The sequence below is a fragment of the Neoakkermansia glycaniphila genome (assembly GCF_001683795.1).
In the GTDB taxonomy this organism is placed as follows: Bacteria; Verrucomicrobiota; Verrucomicrobiia; order Verrucomicrobiales; family Akkermansiaceae; genus Akkermansia; species Akkermansia glycaniphila.
The window spans coordinates 1-19,488 of sequence record NZ_LIGX01000021.1; the positions used below are offsets into that span (position 1 = coordinate 1).

General features: G+C 59.6%; 20 protein-coding genes. 13 read left to right on the forward strand and 7 right to left on the reverse strand.

Annotated elements, in window-relative coordinates; all coding sequences use genetic code 11:
* Window positions 1-386: 386 nt before the first annotated feature.
* From AC781_RS06125 to AC781_RS06135, 3 genes are all read right to left on the reverse strand, one after another.
* The gene (locus AC781_RS06125; protein ID WP_067775107.1) at window positions 387-800 is read right to left on the reverse strand and encodes a hypothetical protein; all 414 of its coding nucleotides are present in this window, start codon (window positions 798-800) and stop codon (window positions 387-389) included.
* Between the two features lie 109 nt (window positions 801-909).
* The gene (locus tag AC781_RS06130; protein ID WP_172801819.1) at window positions 910-1,860 is read right to left on the reverse strand and encodes a M28 family metallopeptidase; all 951 of its coding nucleotides are present in this window, start codon (window positions 1,858-1,860) and stop codon (window positions 910-912) included.
* Window positions 1,861-1,872: 12 nt separating this feature from the next.
* The gene (locus tag AC781_RS06135) at window positions 1,873-2,709 is read right to left on the reverse strand and encodes a ParB/RepB/Spo0J family partition protein (protein ID WP_218107258.1); all 837 of its coding nucleotides are present in this window, start codon (window positions 2,707-2,709) and stop codon (window positions 1,873-1,875) included.
* Window positions 2,710-2,862: 153 nt separating this feature from the next.
* On the opposite strand from AC781_RS06135, the gene coaD reads away from it, so the two are divergent.
* A complete protein-coding gene (coaD, locus tag AC781_RS06140; RefSeq protein WP_067775114.1) occupies window positions 2,863-3,372 on the forward strand; it encodes a pantetheine-phosphate adenylyltransferase in 510 nt (169 codons plus the stop codon).
* Between the two features lie 48 nt (window positions 3,373-3,420).
* Here coaD and rimO read toward each other — a convergent pair whose 3' ends face one another.
* A complete protein-coding gene (rimO, locus tag AC781_RS06145; protein ID WP_067775116.1) occupies window positions 3,421-4,806 on the reverse strand; it encodes a 30S ribosomal protein S12 methylthiotransferase RimO in 1,386 nt (461 codons plus the stop codon).
* A 46-nt stretch (window positions 4,807-4,852) separates the two neighbouring features.
* Complete coding sequence (locus AC781_RS06150) at window positions 4,853-6,286, reverse strand: NfeD family protein (RefSeq protein ID WP_067775119.1); 1,434 nt, start codon at window positions 6,284-6,286, stop codon at window positions 4,853-4,855.
* 122 nt (window positions 6,287-6,408) lie between these two features.
* Here AC781_RS06150 and AC781_RS06155 point away from each other — a divergent pair, with 122 nt between their 5' ends.
* From AC781_RS06155 to radC, 3 genes are all read left to right on the forward strand, one after another.
* Window positions 6,409-6,984: a sugar O-acetyltransferase gene (locus AC781_RS06155; RefSeq protein ID WP_067775124.1), complete on the forward strand. Its 576-nt coding sequence runs from the start codon at window positions 6,409-6,411 to the stop codon at window positions 6,982-6,984.
* Between the two features lie 74 nt (window positions 6,985-7,058).
* Window positions 7,059-8,606: a bifunctional ADP-dependent NAD(P)H-hydrate dehydratase/NAD(P)H-hydrate epimerase gene (locus AC781_RS06160; protein WP_067775126.1), complete on the forward strand. Its 1,548-nt coding sequence runs from the start codon at window positions 7,059-7,061 to the stop codon at window positions 8,604-8,606.
* A 10-nt stretch (window positions 8,607-8,616) separates the two neighbouring features.
* Window positions 8,617-9,342, forward strand: coding sequence for a RadC family protein (radC, locus tag AC781_RS06165; RefSeq protein WP_067775132.1), 726 nt, complete (start codon window positions 8,617-8,619; stop codon window positions 9,340-9,342).
* Here radC and AC781_RS06170 read toward each other — a convergent pair.
* Together AC781_RS06170 and AC781_RS06175 are read right to left on the reverse strand one after the other, a co-directional pair.
* Complete coding sequence (locus AC781_RS06170; RefSeq protein ID WP_172801817.1) at window positions 9,302-10,258, reverse strand: lysozyme inhibitor LprI family protein; 957 nt, start codon at window positions 10,256-10,258, stop codon at window positions 9,302-9,304. The genes radC and AC781_RS06170 overlap by 41 nt on opposite strands.
* Window positions 10,259-10,350: 92 nt before the next feature.
* The gene (locus AC781_RS06175; RefSeq protein WP_067775141.1) at window positions 10,351-10,941 is read right to left on the reverse strand and encodes an RNA polymerase sigma factor; all 591 of its coding nucleotides are present in this window, start codon (window positions 10,939-10,941) and stop codon (window positions 10,351-10,353) included.
* A 117-nt stretch (window positions 10,942-11,058) separates the two neighbouring features.
* Between AC781_RS06175 and serS the strand changes: the two genes are divergently transcribed.
* The 9 genes from serS (at window position 11,059) to queF (ending at window position 19,484) form a co-directional block, all read left to right on the forward strand.
* The gene (gene serS, locus AC781_RS06180) at window positions 11,059-12,333 is read left to right on the forward strand and encodes a serine--tRNA ligase (RefSeq protein ID WP_067775146.1); all 1,275 of its coding nucleotides are present in this window, start codon (window positions 11,059-11,061) and stop codon (window positions 12,331-12,333) included.
* 27 nt (window positions 12,334-12,360) lie between these two features.
* Window positions 12,361-13,002, forward strand: coding sequence for a MotA/TolQ/ExbB proton channel family protein (locus AC781_RS06185; protein ID WP_067775149.1), 642 nt, complete (start codon window positions 12,361-12,363; stop codon window positions 13,000-13,002).
* Window positions 13,003-13,006: 4 nt separating this feature from the next.
* Entirely contained in the window at window positions 13,007-13,447 is a 441-nt protein-coding gene (locus AC781_RS06190) for a hypothetical protein (protein WP_067775151.1), read from the forward strand.
* An 11-nt stretch (window positions 13,448-13,458) separates the two neighbouring features.
* Entirely contained in the window at window positions 13,459-14,205 is a 747-nt protein-coding gene (locus tag AC781_RS06195) for an energy transducer TonB (protein WP_067775154.1), read from the forward strand.
* Window positions 14,202-14,420, forward strand: coding sequence for a hypothetical protein (locus AC781_RS06200; protein ID WP_141675788.1), 219 nt, complete (start codon window positions 14,202-14,204; stop codon window positions 14,418-14,420). Before AC781_RS06195 ends, AC781_RS06200 begins: the two co-directional genes overlap by 4 nt.
* A gap of 10 nt (window positions 14,421-14,430) precedes the next feature.
* Window positions 14,431-14,952, forward strand: a complete 522-nt coding sequence (locus tag AC781_RS06205; protein ID WP_067775159.1) for a hypothetical protein — start codon at window positions 14,431-14,433, stop codon at window positions 14,950-14,952.
* 198 nt (window positions 14,953-15,150) lie between these two features.
* The gene (locus AC781_RS06210) at window positions 15,151-17,655 is read left to right on the forward strand and encodes a transglycosylase domain-containing protein (protein ID WP_218107259.1); all 2,505 of its coding nucleotides are present in this window, start codon (window positions 15,151-15,153) and stop codon (window positions 17,653-17,655) included.
* Window positions 17,656-17,667: 12 nt separating this feature from the next.
* Window positions 17,668-19,080 (forward strand): nicotinate-nucleotide adenylyltransferase, encoded by a 1,413-nt coding sequence (locus AC781_RS06215; RefSeq protein WP_067775165.1) that lies wholly within the window; start codon window positions 17,668-17,670, stop codon window positions 19,078-19,080.
* Window positions 19,077-19,484 (forward strand): preQ(1) synthase, encoded by a 408-nt coding sequence (gene queF, locus AC781_RS06220; RefSeq protein WP_067775169.1) that lies wholly within the window; start codon window positions 19,077-19,079, stop codon window positions 19,482-19,484. Before AC781_RS06215 ends, queF begins: the two co-directional genes overlap by 4 nt.
* Window positions 19,485-19,488 lie beyond the last annotated feature (4 nt).

Below are 19,488 nucleotides of genomic sequence, written 5' to 3' on the forward strand. Positions count from 1 at the left end.
CGACAGGGCGATCATGTCGCCGCTTTCGCCTGATAAGGCGGACGCTTCACCGGCGGAAGGCCGGGTTGCGGAGCTGTTTTCGATAAGGCGGTATCCCGGAGTTCCGGGCACTATATAGCTGTTTTGATGAATGTAATTCATTGCAGGGGGTGTTGGGGGTGATGAAATCCTTACGGAAGCGACTGCCATGAGCCACAACCTTCAAGACCTTTTTCATTTAACATTTTCCCACGGCCCCGTCAATAACATTCTTTTGCCATTCCGTCGCAACTAACAAACACTATCTTCTTTTTTCAAATAGATTACGTGCAAACCAACAATAAAACATGTCTACAACAAAAATATGCCGAAGCCTGCATGCTACCACTTTTTTCCCGTTTTTCCGCTCATGGATCAATCCATGCTCCCTGAATCGGCATCGAGATAATGGGCATGTCCCTGCCCTTCGCATACAGGCTGATCCAATCACCGTTTTTCCGCGTGTGCAAGCCATTTTTCCAATCCACGCTGTCAGCATCGTCAGAAAATTGCGTATAAGTCCAGTCTCCGTATTGAAAGGTGACCGCCGTGTCGTGTCCAAGCATGAAGTCCCCTGCATCCAGTACCAAGCCTATTCCCGGTATGATGCTCCCATACCAGGGCGTTTCCATCTGCAAGGTGATTGAGATGCCATCCGCCTCATAACGGCGGTATGATTGCACATGAAGAATCAACGAAAGCACAAGCTGCAAGCCATAAAGGACGATGGCAGCTTTGACCATGTTTTTGGCGGTTTTCGTCCGTCGGTTGGCCGGTAGCATGCACCTACGCTACCAAGCCTCCGAAAAAAAGCAATCCGAGCGGCAGTCTCTCCGTTTTGTACGGATGCCTTTCCGCGTCATGCGCTTCCTTGTGCAGCAACCCCGGTTCTTACATCGAGTCGCCCGGCACGAGCTGTTTGAGCAGCTGCATGACGACTTTGCCCGTCGTTTCCAAAGAGTCGGGAGAAATGATGTCCATGTTGTCCCGTTCTGTGTGCCACCAGTCGCCGTCCATAAAATCGTCGATGAGGTTCAGGGCATACACACCATTGCTGAGGAAAGGCTTGTGGTCGTCCAGAATGGGCATTTCCGATACGCCCCACTGGGAGGAAGGCAAGTTGAGCGCCTGCACAGCCCTTTTGTATTCTTCGTAGATTCTTTGCGGCGTGTCCCACGGTATGCGGATTTTCATCCGGTCGCGGCCCACCATGTCCAGATTGACCATCCAGAGCGGCTGCTTGTCGCCACGGCGGCCTGCATCGTATTTCGAGCCGTAGAGGCCGTCCTCTTCATTCATGTGCGGCGCAAAGGATTCTTCGCCATCGAAGAAGACGAGTTCGACCTTGCGGGTGAGATCGGGATGAGCGGCCAGTACGCGGGAGAGTTCCAGCAGCACGGCTGCGCCGGATGCACCGTCATTCGCCCCCACGAAACCGGGTATGCCTTCCTTGGTGTCGATATGGCAGGAGACGATGCCGTTCACCATCTCGTCGAAGTCGTGGCCGTTGCCGAAACGGGCCAGCAGATTCTGCATGTGAACGGGTTCTCCCGTCATGGGGTTGGTTACGGTGAAATCCATCATCTTGCATTCCCAGCCGTTCTTCGTGAGCTGGCTGCGGATGTATTCCAATTGCGTCTTGTAAGCCTCGGATCCGGTCGGGCGGCTCCCCATTTTTACCAGTTCGTTGGTGTGCATCCAGGCATTCTGTCCGGAAAACGCCTCCGTTTCCACGAATCCCAGCTGTTCCAGCCCGGCATTCCCCGGCAAGGCATCTGCCTCGCGCTCATGGCAGGCAGCCAGACAGGAAACAAGCGCCAGCAAAGCAAGGGAACGGAACATGGCAATGGGCATTTAGAGTTCGGACGCATCCATGCCGAAGATTTCGAGCAAACGCACCAGTTCGGAACGGTTGGAATAGGAGATTTCAATCGTGCCGTGCGCACCCTTGGCAGAGATGGTCACGGGCGTGCCGAACTGCTTCGTCAGCCTGTGGCAGTATGGTTCAAGTACAGGAGACACCGTTTTCTTGGCAGGCGCTTCTTCCTTGGGATTCAGGATATTGTGAACGATTTTCTCCGTTTGGCGCACGGTCAGTGAACGGCGTTCGATATCCTGCGCCACGCGGGTTTGCACTTCCTGATCCTTCAGCGAAAGCAGTACCTTGGCATGCCCCATGCTGATGCCTCCGGAAACGAGCATTTCCTGGCAGGGTTCCGACAATTCGAGCAGGCGCATGATGTTGGCCACAGAGGCGCGGGATTTGCCGACGCGGCGGGAGATTTCCTCCTGCTTCATCTTGAATTCCTTGCGCAGGCGCACATAACCGAAAGCTTCTTCGATCGGGGTCAGGTTTTCGCGCTGGAGATTTTCGATCAGGGCCATTTCCAGCACGTCGCGGTCGGAAGCTTCACGCACGATGATCGGCACGTTTTCCTTGCCGAGTTTTCCGGCGGCTCTCCAGCGGCGCTCCCCGGCAATCAGCTCGTACTTGCCGTCCACCTCGCGCACGATCAGAGGCTGGATAATGCCATGCTCCCTGATGGATTCGACCAGCTCCGCGAGCTGCTCTTCGGTGAACTGGCGGCGCGGCTGCAAGGGGCTCGGCACGACTTCGCCCAACCCCACCTGAAGCACCTGATCCTGTGCATTTGCCGCCAGCATGTTCTGCTGGGATGCAACGGGAGTCACCAAGGTTGAAAATCCTCTGCCTAAAGCGCGCTTTGCCATAACGGCATGAGGTTACACAAATTCCGCGTTTCAATCAATGACTTTTTACATTTTTTTGTCGCGGTGCGGACTTTGGACTTGGAATCACTTTTGATTTGATGTAGTTCTGAACCCATGCAACGCACCGCGGTTTACGCAGGCAGCTTCGATCCCCTGACAAACGGGCACGTCTGGATGATCCGGCAAGGGGCCGCCCTCTTTGATCGGCTCATCGTCGCCGTGGGATTGAACCCCGAAAAACGGTCCACTTTCTCCGTGGACGAGCGCACGCGGATGCTCGAAGAATCCCTCAAGGGACTCGATAATGTGGAGATCAAGGAATTCAATAACCGCTTCCTCGTCGACTTCGCCAAGGAGAACGGCGCCATGGTCATGATCCGCGGCATCCGCTCCTCGCACGACTACGAGTACGAGCGTGTGATGCGCCACATCAATGCGGACATGGCTCCCCAGATCACAACCATTTTCCTGATGCCGCCCCGCTCGATTTCCGAGCTTTCCTCCTCCATGGTCAAGGGGCTCATCGGGCCCGAAGGCTGGGAAGAACAGGTGCGCCGCTATGTGCCGGGGTACGTGTTCGAACTGCTCAAGAGGAACGCAGCCTCACAGAAAGAGGACAACTGACCGCCATTCCGTCCTTCGGCCCCACCCGGCTCCGCCATCGTCGGCGGCTCACTCCTCGGCTTCCGGGATGACCGAGCCTTCGGCAAAGAGATCGTAAGCCACGGCATCCACAATCTTCACATCGGCAAACTCACCCACGGGCAAGGCGGGATCGACCATCACGCTGCCGTCGATATCGGGAGCATCCCATTCCGAGCGGGCAACGCCCGGAGCTTCCACCAGCACGCGCAGCGTTTTGCCGATCTGCGCCTGCCCGATTTCCGAGGCAATGCGCGTCATCAGCAGCGAAGCTTCATTCCAGCGGCGCGCCTTGGTGCGGTGGTGAACCTGCGGCTTCATGCGATAGGCCAGCGTCCCTTCTTCGCGGGAATAAGTGAAGATGCCTGCACGTTCGAACCGGAATTCTTCGATGAACTCCATCAGCTGCTGATGGTCTTCCTCCGTCTCGCCGGGGAAGCCTGTAATGAATGTCGTGCGCAGGGCGAGGCCGGGAATGCCTTCGCGCATGCGGCGGATCACGTCGCGCACGTACCGTCCGTCCGTCAGGCGGCGCATATCCGCCAGCATCCGGTCGGAAATGTGCTGCAGGGGAATGTCGATATAGCGGACGACTTTGCTGCTTTCCGCAATGGCTTGCGTCAATTCGTCGCTCCAATGGGCGGGATGCGTGTAGAGAATGCGAATCCAGAAATCGCCTTCGATCTTGTCCAGCTCGCGGATGAGCGAAGCGAGGGATTCCCCCTTGCTCGAATCGACCCCGCTGCGCTTCGTCGCCTTCTCGCCCTTCCAGCGGTCCATGCCGAAATAGGTCGTATCCTGCGCGATGAGGTTGATCTCCTTCACGCCGGATTCCACCAGCATCTTCACCTCGCGAACCACGCTCTCCTGCGAACGGCTGCGGTGCGGGCCGCGGATCAGCGGAATGGCGCAGTAGGAGCAGGCGTGGTTGCAGCCTTCGGCAATCTTCACATAGGCGGAATGGCGCGGCGTCAGGCGGTAGCGCGGCGTATCCCACTCGGGAACGTAGGTCGGCTTTCGCGTCACATAATTCTTTCCTTCGGCCGTACCGTGGATCACGCCTTCGATCACCTCGGCAATTTTCGTCACCTGATCCACGCCGATAAAGGCATCCACCTCGGGCAGAAGGTCCGGCAGCTCCTTCGAAAACCGCTGCGACATGCATCCGGCCACGATCAGCTTCTGGTTCTTCGGAGCCTCGCCGTTCTCACGGGCGCGCGCCGCACCGAGAATCGTATCGATGGATTCCTGCTTGGCCTTGTCAATGAAGGCACAGGTATTGATGACGACGACATCGGCCAGATCCTGCTCGGGAGTCATGACCATGCCGGCATTGCGAAGATGTCCGGCCATGATTTCCGAATCAATGAGATTTTTGGGGCAGCCGAGCGAAATGAGACCTACGGAGACGGGCATAAGATTGAATGAATGGGATGACTGATAATGATTGAATAAAGAAAAATTACTTCGATTCCCCGTCCAGCTCCACCGGAGCGACGAGCAGGCCGAATGCCGAATGGCCGACCACGCACACGGGAGTGCCGATCGGGATCACGCCGCCGATCGAGGAGACTTCGCACAGCTTGCCGTCGATCAACGCCTTGCCGGAAGGTTTCAGCTCCGTCGTCGTCACGCCGATCGTATCGACCGCGACTTCATCAAGAGTCACTGCGGATCCGGCAGGGCCTCCGCTCGCCGTCGCATTGCTCAAGCGGTTGAAAAGAGGAAGATCCGGCAGATAACGCATCAGCAGCAGAATCACCACGGCACCGCCTACGCAGCCGAGAGCAAGCTTGAAGGCAGGCCCGGCAGCCACGCCAGCATAATCGCTCCATCCGGCGGAAGGATTATCCAGAAGATGCTCCACATCGATCGTACTCAGCATGCCGCCAAACAGCGCGACCAACACGCAAACCACCCCGGCGATGCCGAAGACGATGAAACTTCCGCCCGTGGCGAACTCGACGATAATCAGGGCGATACCCAGCACGAACAACGCCACCATTTCATACCCGGCCAGATTGCCCGCCACATTGTTCCCGAAGAAGAACAGCGAAAAGGCCACAATCGCCGCAATGCCGCCGATCCCGAAACCCGGTGTCTTGAACTCGATAAAAATGCCCGCCATGCCGATCAGAATCAGCAGAGGAGAAATCATGGCCAGCCACATCGCAATCTGCTCGAAACCCGTCGGCTCCGCATTCACCACGGGATTGCTGTTATTCTCCTGCTTGAGCAGATCTTCCACGGACTTCGCAATCCCTGCGGCAAGAATCGGCTTGCCCTGCTCGTCCTTCGACACGGCCTCCTCGCCCGTCAGCGTCAGCAGCGCATCGGGTTCCACCGTCACCTCGCCGAACTTGCGCTCCTCCTTGGAAGGAATCATCATCGCACGGATCACGGCGGGGTTATGCCCCTTCTTCGTCACCACCGAACGCACAAACGAATCGAACGCACTCTCCACCTTGCGGCGCATCATCGGCTCGATCTCCTCGCCGTCGCCGGACACGATCCCGGCCGCCCCGATGGAGGAAACAGGCGCCATGTAAATCCTGTCGCAGGCGGAAGCCACCAGCGCGCCAGCCGAAATCGCATGCGTATTGACGAAAGCGTATGCCGGGATATGCAGCTGCTGCATCGTCTTCATCATCAGATCACTCGTCTCCCATGCAAGGCCGCCGGGCGTATTCAGCTCGAACACGACGGCCCGCGCACCCTCACTCTCCGCACGCTCCAGCGTACGCTTCATGAACTGAAAGCTCTGCGCATTCGCCAGGGAATTCTCCCCGACCTCAATCACCACCACCTTGCCCTCATAGGACTCCTCCTTGCGGCCCTCGCAGGCAACAAGAAACATGCACAGGAGGAGCAGTAAAAAACGGACGATGCGTTCCATGCCCGCATGCTAGCATCAAAAAGCCATCAAGGCAACCAAAGAAACATCCTGCATCCCGCCGCACCGCGTCAACAGACAGCCGGAAGCGTTGACAAGCCCCCATAACAAGCTACCATACCATCATGACACGAGAAGTGGACACCATGACAGCAGGCGGCATGTACACACCGCTTGATCCCGAACTGTGCGCCATGCGCTCCCGGTGCCGCACCCTGACGCGCCGCTACGCCCAAACCTCGGAAGACGACATGGGAGAACGCCGCCGCATCCTTGCGGAACTCCTCGGCACCGTCGGCGAAGGAGCCTACATCGAACCGGCCATCCGTTGCGACTACGGCTTCAACATCCACGTCGGCAACAGCTTCTACGCCAACTTCGACTGCGTCATCCTCGACATCTGCCCTGTCCGCATCGGAGACCGCGTCATGCTCGGACCGGGAGTCCACATCTACACAGCCTGCCATCCTCTCGACCCAGCGGAACGCTCGTCCGGCAGGGAATACGGCAAACCCGTCACCATCGGAAACGACGTCTGGCTGGGCGGCCGCTGCATCATCAACCCCGGCGTCACCATCGGAAACGGCGTAGTCGTCGCCTCCGGAGCCGTCGTCACTCGAGACGTGCCAGACCTCTGCGTCGTCGCCGGATCGCCTGCCCGCATCATCAAGCGCATCGAACCTTCCCATACACCCGCCTGACCATACTCAAAACGGAGCCTCTTTTTGTTTGCCCCTTCAACCGGCATCTGATATACTCAATCAAACGAAAAAATATGAAACTCGCCACATGCGCCCAGATCCGCGAAGCCGAAACCCGCGCCATTGATGCAGGCGTCTCCGCCTACACCCTCATGGAAACCGCCGCTTCCGGCATTGCGGATGCCATCATCCAGCAAACCGATGCCCGGAACGAGGAAATCTTCTGCATCGCCTACATCGGCAAAGGCAACAACGCCGGGGATGCCCTCAGCGTCCTCCGCAGACTCATGGCGCACGGTTGGAACGTCCACATCCGCGCCGCCTACTCAGCCGAAGACATGGAAGGCCTGTGCCAGCTGCAATGGGAAAAATTCCACGATGCCGAAGCCTCCACCCTCACCACGGAACTCGACGTCACCGCCGAACCCACCCTCCTCCGCCGAAAACTCGCCGACATCCCGCGCATGCCCATCGTCATCCTCGACGGCCTCCTCGGATCCGGAGTCGACGGCCCCCTGAAACCGGCCATCGCGGAACTCGTACAGGAAATCAACGAACTCCGGCGCACTTGCAGCAACGCCACCGTCTGGGCCATCGACATCCCCACGGGAGTCCACCCGGACACGGGAGAAATCGGAGAAAACGCCGTACAGGCCGACTACACCGCCGCCATCGGCTGCATCAAACCCGGACTCATCGCCGACACGGCCACCTCGCACGTCGGCCGCCTCGTCCCCGTCCCCCTCAACGATCTGGACATCCAGCCGGAATACAGCGATGAAGTCATCGACTCGCCCATGCTCTCCCGACTCCTCGTCCGCCGCCCCTACGAACTCTACAAAAACAAGGCGGGAAGAGTGGCCGTCATCGCCGGATCCATCGGCATGCTCGGAGCTGCCCAGCTCTGCACCGAAGCAGCCTTGCGTGCGGGAGTCGGCCTCGTCGTCCTCTACTGCCTGCCGGAAACCTACCCGCTGCTTGCCGCCCGCGTCTCGCCCGAAATCATGGTCAAGCAGGTGCAAACATACAAAAACATCGACGAAGACGATGCCCAGGCCCTCCTCATCGGCCCCGGCCTCGGCCAGCTCGACAACGCCAACCAGCTCGCCCTCCATGCCCTCGTCTCCTGCTTCGACGGCACCGTCGTCCTCGATGCGGACGGCATCAACCTGGCCGCAGAACGCAGCTGGCGCTTCGAGAAAAACCACATCCTCACCCCCCACCCCGGCGAAATGAGAAGGCTCCTGCCCTCAGCAGGCATGAACACTCCCCGCAAGGAACTTGTCAACAGCTTCCTGTACAACCACGACGCCACACTCGTCCTCAAAGGCGCACGCACCATCATCGGCCAGCGCAGGCAAGGCATGCTCTACAACAGCACGGGAGGCCCCTCCATGGCCAAGGGCGGACAAGGCGACGTCCTCGCCGGAATCTGTGCCGGACTGGCGGCACAGGGCATGATGCCGCGGGATGCCGCCGCACTCGCCGTCTACCTCTGCGGCCGAGCCTCCGAACTCGCCGTCAGCCGGGGCTGCAGCGGACACGAGCGCGCCCTCACCGCAGGAGACACGCTCCGCCACCTCGGCGCAGCCATGCAATCCACCGCCGACCTCTGCTACTGACCCGCCCGCCATGTCCCCCAGCCTCACCGCCACCGACCTCCTGCCACGCGAAAAACTCGCCGCCTCCGGGCGTGCCGCCCTGTCGGATGAAGAACTCATCGCCCTCTTCCTCCGCACGGGCATCCCGGGATGCAACGTCATGGAACTCTCCCGCGACCTCATCCGCAAGGCAGGCTCCCTCGCCAACCTCGGACGCATGGAAGCCGACGACCTCCAAAGCCTGTGCAAAGGCATCGGCATCGCCAAAGCGGCCACCCTCACCGCCGCCTTCGAACTGGGGCGCAGAGCCATACAGGAGGAAAAAGCGCAAGTCTCCATCAACACGGCACAGGACGTCTACGACTACCTCGCTCCGGAAATGCTCTGGCATGTTCAGGAACACATCGTCGTCCTCCTGCTGGACATCCGGAAAAAACTCATTCGCAAAGTCGACCTCACCGTCGGCTCCCTCACAGCCTCCCTCATCCACCCGAGAGACATCTTCCGAGCAGCCATCAAACACAACGCCCACTGCTTCATCCTCGCGCACAACCACCCCAGCGGCGACCCTTCCCCCAGCGAGGCCGACCGCCTCCTGACGGACTCCGTCGAAAAAGCAGGAAAAATCATGCACATCCGCATGATCGACCACGTCGTCATCGGCACGGCATCCGCGACGCGCGATCAACCGTACTACAGCTTCCGGCCTCCGTCATTCACCGCTGGAGAACTTGCCGATGCCGTGTATACGGTATGAACCCTGCAGCAGAAACAGGATCGCCCGTGCCTGCATAAAAAAGAAAATTCTCGCACCTCTGCCTCGTCAGCCGCTCGCGCAGTATTGCCCGTAAAGTGGGAGAACCCGTCCCGACATAACGAGGCAAAGGAGTCAACGATGCGATCATGAAATCACGATACGCCAGCCACGCCTCCTGAGCCGTCTTCAATGCATCTTCGGGGAAACCCTCAAGCTCCGGATGAGGATTGTTGTACAAACCTATAGGCAGCGCATCCAGAAAAAGTAAAAGGCGCTCGTCCCAATACTCGGCCACATTCTCGGCCAGAGCATTCATCAACGACATCGAACCGGCTTCATCTCTCAATCGCGCCAGATATCTGGCATAATCGTCCCGGGGCATTTCCATCACAGGCACATCGCCGCCGCTCCATTTGTCCGTTTCTTCTCCTTCACCGAAAACAAAGGACTCCTTCAGGGAAAACGCCGCATGGGCATGAAGCGCGACAAGATGCTGCATCACCACGGCTGCCCTGCAACCTGCAGCATACGCGGCGGCATCGAAACCCTCCGGCACCGGAAGACGACGCACCAGCGCATCCTCCGCCTCCGCATACCGCCTCCACGACTTCCTCACTTGGGACAGGCCGGCACGCAAGGCCTCTTCATCCTCGGCATCAATATCTCCACCCTCTTTCCATTCCTGAATAAACCGTTCCATCGCCACATCCAGATCAGCCTCATACTCGGACAGCATCCGGTTCCAGTACGCCTCGCGGGCATCCGCCGCCGCACGTTGCGCCTTTCGGTCGTGACCGCCAGCAGACTTCCTCCACGCCGATTCCACGGACTCGGCAGAATTTTCCGAAACCTCCGCTTCCGGCAGCACGACCGCACACTCGCAGACCGTCGTATCGGAAGGAAAAACAGGCGGCATCAGCCACACCGGGCAAAAAAAGAAAAAGGGTAGGAACATCCGCCACTTCTTGCCATAAAAAAGAAGCACCGTCAACCCCCGAAGCCGGCGAATCACAAATACTTTGCCAGCGACTCCCGCAGCGACTGGCGCGCGCGGAAAAGCAGGCTCTTCGTTGCAGAAACGGACATCCCGATCACTGCCGCAATCTCCTCATAGCTCATCTCCTGAAAACGGCGGAGTTGCACCGCCAGCCTCGCCTTCTCCGGCAGCTCGGCAATGGCGCGTTCGACGGCATCCTCCAACTCCCTGGCCTCCATATCCTCGGAAGGGGAGGGCGACGGATCGGTATGCAGAAGCTGCCCGTACTCCTCCTCCATCGCATCGGAAGAACAGGTCGGCTTGCGCCCCATGCGGCGCGTCTCGTTGAACACGAGATTGCGAAGAATCGTATAAAGCCAAGTCGTAAACTTTGCCTTCGGCTCATACGAAGAAGCCGCCTTCCACACGCGAATGAACGTCCGCTGGGCGATATCCTCGGCATCCGCACTATCCGAGAGCATGCGGCGGGCCGTCGCATACACGCTATCCTGATGCCGCTCGATAATCTCGCGCATCGCCCCGGCATCTCCGGCGCTGACGCGCAGCATCAGCTCCGCATCATGCCTGCTTTCAGAATCCAGCTCTTCCTCGTATGCCGCCATGTGACACTATTAACACCGGGAACCCGCTCGCGTTGCAAGAAAAAAAGCCGAAAACATCCGGCGGGGACGCATTTCACGCTTGCCTGAATTCGCGTGAAGGTTCACAATATCTGCGTTATGCTCGATATTCGTGTAATCCGGGAAAACCCCGAACTGGTGAAGGAACGCGTGCGCCAGCGTGGCGGCGACGCGTGGCAATTGGTGGACCGCGTTCTGGAATGCGACGAAACGCGCCGCCAGATCGAAACGGAAAAGCAGCAACTCCAGTCCGAGCGCAACACATCTTCCAAGCAGATCGGCATGCTCAAAAAACAGGGGCAGGACACCGCCGAACTCGAAACTCGCGTGCGCGCCATCGGCGACCGCATCAAGGAGCTCGACATTACCGCCGAACGCGCTGCCGCCGAGCAGAACGACATGCTCATGAGCATCCCCAACATGCCTCATGCCGCATGCCCCGTAGGACTGGATGAAACGGCCAACCCCGAAGTCAAAATCTGGGGCGAAAAACCCGCTATCGACAACCCGAAAGACCACGTCCAGATCGCCGCGGAACTCGGCCTCGTCTCCTTTGAAGACGGCACCCGCATCACAGGATCCGGCTTCGTCGTCTACCGCGGCTGCGGCGCCCGCCTCGAACGCGCCCTCATCAACTTCCTGCTCGACACCCAGACGCAGGAAAACGGCTATCAGGAAGTGGGCGTACCCTTCGTCGTCAAACGCGAATGCATGGAAGGCACCGGCCAGCTCCCCAAATTTGAGGACGACATGTACGGCACCGAAGAACAGCAAATGTTCCTCATCCCCACCGCCGAAGTCCCCGTCACCAACCTGTACCGCGACACTATCCTCAGCGAAGACAGCCTCCCCGTCAAAATGACCGCCCACACCCCCTGCTTCCGTCGCGAAGCCGGGTCCGCCGGGCGAGACAACCGGGGCATGATCCGCATCCACCAGTTCGACAAGGTGGAACTCGTCCAGATCCTGAAACCCGAAGACTCCTTCGCCCAGCTTGAGCAGCTCCTCGGCCACGCCGAATCCATCCTGCAGAAACTCGGTCTGCACTACCGCGTCATCGAACTCTGCACGGGCGACCTCGGATTCTCCTCCGCCAAAACCTACGACATCGAAGTCTGGGCGCCCGGCCAGGGCAAATACCTCGAAGTCTCCTCCTGCTCGTGCTTCAGCGACTACCAGGCACGCCGCATGCGCCTCCGCTACAAGGATGCCAACGGCAAAAACCAATTCTGCCACACCCTCAACGGCTCCGGCACAGCGCTCCCCCGCCTGTACGTCGCCCTGCTCGAAACGTACCAGCAGCCCGACGGCTCCGTACGCATCCCCGAGGCTCTCGTACCCTACTTCGGTGCGGAAAGCATCCGGCCCGCCTGATCCACCCAGACAACTGCGACGACCCGCATGAGCGAATTCATCACACGCATGGGCCCCCTTTTCTGGGTGATGAGCATCTTTGCCATCTACGGCATGGCCATCATCGGCGAAAGGCTCTTCTACTTCCACCGGGTAAACATCAACTCCGGCGACTTCCTGCGCGGACTCTCCTCCCTGCTTCGCAAAGGCAGGTACGACGAAGCCCGCCATGAAGCCAGCCTCCTGCCCGGCCCCACGGCCCGAGTCGTCGAGGCCGTGCTCTCCCGTCCGAAGCTGAGCCGGAGCGACCTGCGCGACATCGCCGTCGAAGCCACCCAGCTCGAAGTCTTCCGCGTCGAGAAAAACATCCGCGGCCTGCTCGTCGTCGCCACCGTCACCCCGCTGCTCGGCATGCTCGGCACCATCCTCGGCCTCGTCCGCTTCTACGGACAGCCGGGCATTCTGGAAGGCAAACTGCCGACCATTGAAATGTCGTCGGCCATCTATCAGGCCCTGCTCTCGTCCGCTTACGGCGTCGCGCTCGCCATCCCCGCCTACCTTCTTTACATGTACCTGGCGGCCCGCTCGCGCAAACTCATCCACAAAATCGAACGCGCCGCCCTCGAAACCGTCCACATCATCTGCGACGCCCGCGAACAGGCTGCCGAAGCCTCTTCCGCAAAAAGCTGACCCCATGCCGACCCTCCCCCAAGTCCGCTCCACTCTGCCCGACATCACCTTCATGGTGCTCGGCTGCGTCGTACTCAATGTGGTCATCCTCGTCGTCACCGTCACCCTGATGAGCTCCGGCATCATCCCGCGCTACGGCGTCACCATCCAGCCCGCCTCCTCCCAGTTCATGATGGAAGTGCAGAACCAGACCTACACCCTCACCATCGTACCGGGCGACGAACCGCGGTACTTCCTCGACAACAGGCAGATAGAATCAGGCTTCGACGGCATCGGCCCCGCCCTCGACAAAATCATCCGCAACACCAAAAAAGACGACCTGAACCGCGTCACCATCGTCGTCTTCGCGGATAAAAGCATCCCGAGCGGCGTCGAGCAAAAAGTCATCGACCTCATCCTCCTCAAGGATCTGAACTGCACCAAGGCCGCCGAACCCGCCCTCTAAGCACCCCTGCCATGACGCCGGAGGAAAAACACCGCTACACCCATTTTCAGGAACAGCTCACCTTCTTCGTCAAGAGGGCGCAGATCAAAACCCTGTTCCCGGTCTTCCTCGTCATATCCGGCATCCTCTACATCCTCGTCCTGCTCGGTTCGGACATCGAATTCGCCAAAGACCTGCCTCCCGCACGCCGAGGCATCGTGTACAACCTCGGGCCCGACCAGGCCGTCCGGCTCAACGCCCTGCGCAACAGAACTCCGCTCGACACCTACATTCCGCCGTGGGCCGACCCCGCCCACGACACCCTCGAAATCGCCCCGCTCAAACCCAAACGCGGCATCGAACCCACGCCTCTGCCTCCCTGCACCTCCGACGACCTCGCCGGAAGCGTCGGCCGCCACCGTGCCCTCTGGTACCTCACCCTTCCTCCGGCGGAAATGCCGCCCGAATACGCCCCCGAAACACTCGCGGCCGCCCTCGCCGTCCCGGAACTCGTCTCCGCTCCGGAAGCATGGGGAACCCCCATCACCCGCCCCGCCCCACAGCAAGGCGACGACATCGGATGGATCGGATGCAGCGCCTCCTTTGAAATCGTCCTGAGCACCCTCGGCACCCCCGAACAAATCGTCCTGCTCGACAGCTCGGGCAGCCCCCAGGCCGACACCGCCGCAGAAAACATCATCCGCCGCATGCGATGGTCACCTTCGGCGCAACCGAGAAACGGCATCCTGACACTCGGATGGAAGGAGGCGCAGCCATGAAATTCATCCAGGGCACTCCGGAAACATGGCTGCTCACAATCGTCCTCGCAGGCATTGCCGCCACCATCCTCACCTTCGCCTTCCATGCCATCAGCAGCAAAATACGCCGCATGAAGCTGAAACGTAGCCGTTGCACCTGCCGCCTCTGCGGCTACCGCTTCCTCGTCTCAGATGCGGAACGCACCTGCCCGCATTGTTCCGCCCGCAACGCTTGAACCCTACTCCATGTTCATCGCCCACATCCCTGCCGGGTACCTTGTGGCATCATGGCTGCACAAACGGGGAGTCGTCGCCGGAGGCCTCTTTGCAGCCTGCATCATCGGCTCCGTCTTTCCGGACATCGACCTGCTCTACTTCTACCTGATCGACGGCAAAAGCCACCATCACCACTCCTACTGGATCCACTACCCGGTACTCTGGCTCTCCCTCTCGCTCCTCTCCGCCGCATGGTACATCCTCTCCGGAAGACGCACCGCAGCCCTGCTTGCATTGGCCTTCTGCGCGAATGCCTTCCTGCACATCATGCTCGACGGCATCGTAGGAGACATCTGGCTCTTCGCTCCGTGGATCGACCGCCACTATGCGCTGGCGACCGTCTCTCCCGGATTCTCGCCGTGGTGGCTCAACTTCATCCTCCACTGGTCCTTCCTCTTCGAACTGCTCATCACCGGCCTCGCCGCATCTATCTGGACACGGCGCAACAAACTCCGCCGAACCATTGTTCCGCAAAGTAAAGACCGCCCGTAAAACATTCTGCCGACTCAAAGTCCGTCACCCTCCGATTCCTTGCTTGAAAGCCGCCTCTTTCCTGATAGAATAGGCTTGCGACGGTAGCATCCGTCCCCCAAAGCCATGACGGAGCTTGACGACCTTCAGACACGCCGCAACGAGCAGAACAACCGCAGAAGGGCTGTGACCAACAGGCGCAGAACCATATTCGGCGGTATGTCTCGTTGGAAAAGAAGGCTTCTGCTCTTCTCCATCTGGCTCGGCATCGGAGCCGTACTTGCGGCCATCGTCGGCTGGTTTGCCTTCGACCTCTTCACCCGCCCCTACAAAACATGGGCACAGGAATTCAACCTCGAAGACATCAACAACCTCAACCATCCCAGCATCATCTACGACCGCAACGGCAAGGAAATCGGCCGCATCTTCGACGAAAACCGCTCCTACGTCCACTACAGCCGCGACCCTGAAAAATCGGAAGTCTCCGAAAACATGATCAACGCCCTGCTCGCGCAGGAAGACTCCCGCTTCTGGGAACACAAAGGCTATGACCCCATCGGCATCGTTCGAGCCGCCAAGGAAATGCTCGTCGCCGGAGGCAAAGCCAACCAGGGAGCCTCCACCATCACCCAGCAGCTCGCCCGCAACGCCTTCGATCTCAAACGCCGGGCTACAGCCCGGGGAGAAAGGGACATGGGCCGCAAAATCGTGGAAATCTATCTGGCCATGCGCATCGAAGAACGCTTCAGCAAAGAACAGATCCTCGAATTCTACCTCAACCGCGTCTATCTCGGCAGCGGCTTCTACGGCATCCGCGCCGCCTCGCTCGGATACTTCGGCAAAGAACCCAAAGACCTCACCGTCCGCGAAGCCGCCTCCATTGCAGCCCTCATCAAATATCCGAACGGACTCTCGCCGCTGAAAAACATCGAAGGCAACAAAAAATGGCGCAATGACGTACTCGACCGCATGGTGCGCAGCAACTACCTCGAACGGAACGAAGCGGAACGCCTCAAAAAACTGCCCGTCGAACTGAACCCGAAACCGCTCAGCCGCGGTTCCTCGCACATCCACAACTTCATCGACGCCCAAACGGGAGAACTCTTCGGCGAGGACCTCGTCCGCAGCCGCGGCCTCCGCATCTACACCACGCTCGACAAAGACATTCAGGAAGCCTCCGGCAAAGCGCTGCAAACCCAGCTGGACGCTATCGAAAAACGCCCGGACTACAACAACCCGCTCATGAAGGACTACAAAGTCGGCTCGGGCGACAAACCCCTGTACCTTGACGGTGCGCTCATGGTCGTGGACAATGCCACGGGTGCCGTCCTCGCCTACCACGGTGGCCGGGATTTCAGCAAACGCACATTCGACGTCATCCAGGAAGGCACCCGCCCGCCGGGCACCACCATGCTCCCCATGCTCTACGCCACCGCCTTTGAAAACGGTTTCAACCCCACCACCGTACTCATCGACGACGCCATCGACAACCGCCGCAGCGGCATCGGCGGCTCCGAAGGCATCCTCGGCGAATGGGGCATGGAAACCGAACGCGGCCGCTACGAAGACGCCGTCACCGCCCGCCGCTCCCTCGCCTACTCCAAAATCGCAGCCTCGCTCGACCTCGTCAAACGCCTCGAAGCGGCCAAAGGCAGCAAACCATTCATCAAACTCCTCGAACGCATGGGCATCCGCCCGCCCGCCCGCGAACCGGGCAGCACGGAAGCCAACCCCTTCTACTACCCCCGCGTCTATGTCGGCACGGAACCCGTCTCCCTCAAGGAAATGGTACTTGCCTACACCGCCTTCCCCAACCTTGGCAAACGTCCGAGGGAAACCTACATCATCACCAAAATCACCGATGCCAACGGCAAAATCCTCTGGACCTCCCCTCAAGCCCAGGGAGACCTCCACACCGTTGACGTCATGTCGCCCATCGCAGCCTACCAGGTACACTCCATCATGCAGGAATCCCTGCACAAGGGCTCGGCCCAGCGCACACTCTCCTTCCTTCCGGAAGGCTTCAAGGGAGCCGTCAAAACAGGCACCAACTACGACTTCTCGGACAACTGGCTCTTCGGATACAACTCCCATATCACCTGCGGCGTCTGGATCGGCTTCGTCGAAAGCAAAAAGCCGATCTACCCCAACGCCTTCTCCTCGGACACCTGTTCTCCCATCCTCGGCGCCATCTTTGAAAATGCAGACAAGAGCATCGCAGATACAGCCGTACCCATGCCGCCCTCCGTCGAGGAAATCGAAATCTGCTCCGTCTCCGGCAAAAAAGCCACCATGTTCTGCTACGAAACCGAACGCACCTCCGTCGGCGACCGCTACACCCGCTGCACCTACAAGGAATATATGCCCAAGGGAGACTCCTCCCTCGGCAGCTGCACCGTCCACGGCGACGAAGGCATCTCCCTCAGCGACTTCTTCCCCTCCCCGGGCAATGCCCAGCAATCGGCACGCATCCTGCCCGTCAAACCCATCCTGCCCACCGCACCCGACCTCGTGGGCGACGACCCCTTCGGTTGCGTCCTGCAGAAAAACCCGCGTTACAAAAACGCATCGGGCATCGAAGACGTCTCGCTCGGCCACGACATCCTTGATGCCGACGAAGTACCGGACGACGACACCTCCCCCGCAAGCGGCAACGAAAGCACCTTGCCCATACCCGCTCCGGACAGCATCCGAATCCCCGTGCCGGAACTACAACTCAGATAATTCTCAAGCCGCATGAACACCAAAGCCTTGGCGGATACGCAGGAAAAAGCGTTCCAACTCAACATGGACAAATCGATCTACGGCGCCTTTGCCGAGATCGGCGCCGGACAGGAAACGGCCAACTGGTTCTTCCGCTCCTCGGGTGCGGCCGGCACCGTCGCCAAAACCATCTCAGCCTACGACATGACCGTCAGCGACACCCTGTACGGCCCCGTCAAACGCTACGTCTCCGAAGAACGCCTGCGGCAAATGCTCGACTACGAATTCTCGCAGCTCGTCAACCGTCTCGGCACCAAACGGGGCAAAAACACCTGCTTCTTCGCCTTCTGCAACACCGTCAAGGTCAAAGGCTACATGGACAACGGCCCTTGGAACGGCTGGATCGGCGTCCGCTTCCAGCTCCGCCCCGAAGCCCCGCCCTCCGACTTCATCGTCCACGTCCGCCTCAAGGAACCGTCCCATGAACGGCAAATGAGCGACCTCGGCATCCTCGGCGTCAACATCCTGCACGCCGTCTTCTACAAACGCGACCGCCTCCGCGAATTCATCGAATCCCTCGCCGACAACCTCGACCCGAAACGCATCGAAATCGACGTCGTCCGCTTCGAAGGCCACGGCTTCAGCATGGTGGACAACCGCCTCTTCGCCCTCCAGCTCGTCGAATCCGGCCTCTCCGAAGCCACCATCTTCCTGCCCGACGGCTCCGTCGCACAGGCGGCGGACGTCCTCTACAAACGCCCGGTCGTCCTCATGCGCGGCAGCTTCTCCCCGCTCTGCAACATCCATCTCGAAATGCTCGACAGCGTGCGCAAAACCTTCTGCAGCACCCTCACCGACACCCAGCGGGAACGCGGCATCGACATCTGCGAAATCTCCATGAGCAACCTGCTCCGGGGCGACTCCATCGACCACCTCGACTTCCTCGACCGCATGGACTGCCTCAAAACGCTCGGCAAAACCGTCCTCGTCACCAACATGGCGCGCTTCCACAGCATCTCCACCCTGCTGAACCAATACACCACGGAACCCGTCGCCATCGCCCTCTCCATCGGCCTGCTCAACGAACTCTTCAAGGAAAAATGGGTCGTGGACACCCCCGGCGGCATCCTCTCCACCATCGGCCACATCTTCCTGAACAAAACGAAACTCTACGTCACCCCGTGGATCAACCGTTCATCGGGAGAATTCGTCACCGCCAGCAACTTCCGCCCCCCCTCATCCTACAAATACCTCTACCAGCACCTGCTGGAAAACGGCCTCATCGTGGACGTACCCTACTTCAACGAAAAACTCCTCCTCCAGACCCCTCGCGACATCCAGAAAATGATCGCCGACAACAACCCCGCCTGGAAAGAATACGTCCCCCGCGAAGCCTACCGCGCCGCCCTTCACCTCCGATCACACCACCACCACCAGCCATCATGAGCGACCTCACCCTACTCGGCCAGCACAGCAGCTTCTTCACCAGCCCGGACGACGCCAAACTGGAAGCCTTCCCGAACCGCTCCCCCCAGCGGGCCTACACCATCGTGCTGGACACCCATGAATTCTCCTCCCTCTGCCCCGTCACCGGGCAGCCGGACTCCTGCCACCTCACCATCACCTACAGCCCGGCGGAACATTGCGTAGAAACGAAATCCCTCAAATACTACCTCGCTGCCTACCGCAACTACCCGGCTTTCAACGAGCAAATCGTCAACCGCATCCTCGATGACCTCATCGCCGCCATCCATCCCGCATGGATGAAAATCGAAGGCCGCTTCGGCGCACGCGGCGGCATCCAGCTCACCACCATCGCCGAACACCAACCGGAAAACCGCCCCCTCTGAACAC

Excerpts from the sequence above, each read along its gene's own strand:
- AC781_RS06125 (WP_067775107.1), bottom strand. The coding sequence starts at position 800 with ATGCTACCGGCCAACCGACGGACGAAAACCGCCAAAAACATGGTCAAA.
- AC781_RS06130 (WP_172801819.1), bottom strand. The coding sequence starts at position 1,860 with ATGTTCCGTTCCCTTGCTTTGCTGGCGCTTGTTTCCTGTCTGGCTGCC.
- coaD (WP_067775114.1), top strand. The coding sequence starts at position 2,863 with ATGCAACGCACCGCGGTTTACGCAGGCAGCTTCGATCCCCTGACAAAC.
- rimO (WP_067775116.1), bottom strand. The coding sequence starts at position 4,806 with ATGCCCGTCTCCGTAGGTCTCATTTCGCTCGGCTGCCCCAAAAATCTC.
- AC781_RS06150 (WP_067775119.1), bottom strand. The coding sequence starts at position 6,286 with ATGGAACGCATCGTCCGTTTTTTACTGCTCCTCCTGTGCATGTTTCTT.
- AC781_RS06155 (WP_067775124.1), top strand. The coding sequence starts at position 6,409 with ATGACACGAGAAGTGGACACCATGACAGCAGGCGGCATGTACACACCG.
- AC781_RS06160 (WP_067775126.1), top strand. The coding sequence starts at position 7,059 with ATGAAACTCGCCACATGCGCCCAGATCCGCGAAGCCGAAACCCGCGCC.
- radC (WP_067775132.1), top strand. The coding sequence starts at position 8,617 with ATGTCCCCCAGCCTCACCGCCACCGACCTCCTGCCACGCGAAAAACTC.
- AC781_RS06170 (WP_172801817.1), bottom strand. The coding sequence starts at position 10,258 with ATGCCGCCTGTTTTTCCTTCCGATACGACGGTCTGCGAGTGTGCGGTC.
- AC781_RS06175 (WP_067775141.1), bottom strand. The coding sequence starts at position 10,941 with ATGGCGGCATACGAGGAAGAGCTGGATTCTGAAAGCAGGCATGATGCG.
- serS (WP_067775146.1), top strand. The coding sequence starts at position 11,059 with ATGCTCGATATTCGTGTAATCCGGGAAAACCCCGAACTGGTGAAGGAA.
- AC781_RS06185 (WP_067775149.1), top strand. The coding sequence starts at position 12,361 with ATGAGCGAATTCATCACACGCATGGGCCCCCTTTTCTGGGTGATGAGC.
- AC781_RS06190 (WP_067775151.1), top strand. The coding sequence starts at position 13,007 with ATGCCGACCCTCCCCCAAGTCCGCTCCACTCTGCCCGACATCACCTTC.
- AC781_RS06195 (WP_067775154.1), top strand. The coding sequence starts at position 13,459 with ATGACGCCGGAGGAAAAACACCGCTACACCCATTTTCAGGAACAGCTC.
- AC781_RS06200 (WP_141675788.1), top strand. The coding sequence starts at position 14,202 with ATGAAATTCATCCAGGGCACTCCGGAAACATGGCTGCTCACAATCGTC.
- AC781_RS06205 (WP_067775159.1), top strand. The coding sequence starts at position 14,431 with ATGTTCATCGCCCACATCCCTGCCGGGTACCTTGTGGCATCATGGCTG.
- AC781_RS06210 (WP_218107259.1), top strand. The coding sequence starts at position 15,151 with ATGTCTCGTTGGAAAAGAAGGCTTCTGCTCTTCTCCATCTGGCTCGGC.
- AC781_RS06215 (WP_067775165.1), top strand. The coding sequence starts at position 17,668 with ATGAACACCAAAGCCTTGGCGGATACGCAGGAAAAAGCGTTCCAACTC.
- queF (WP_067775169.1), top strand. The coding sequence starts at position 19,077 with ATGAGCGACCTCACCCTACTCGGCCAGCACAGCAGCTTCTTCACCAGC.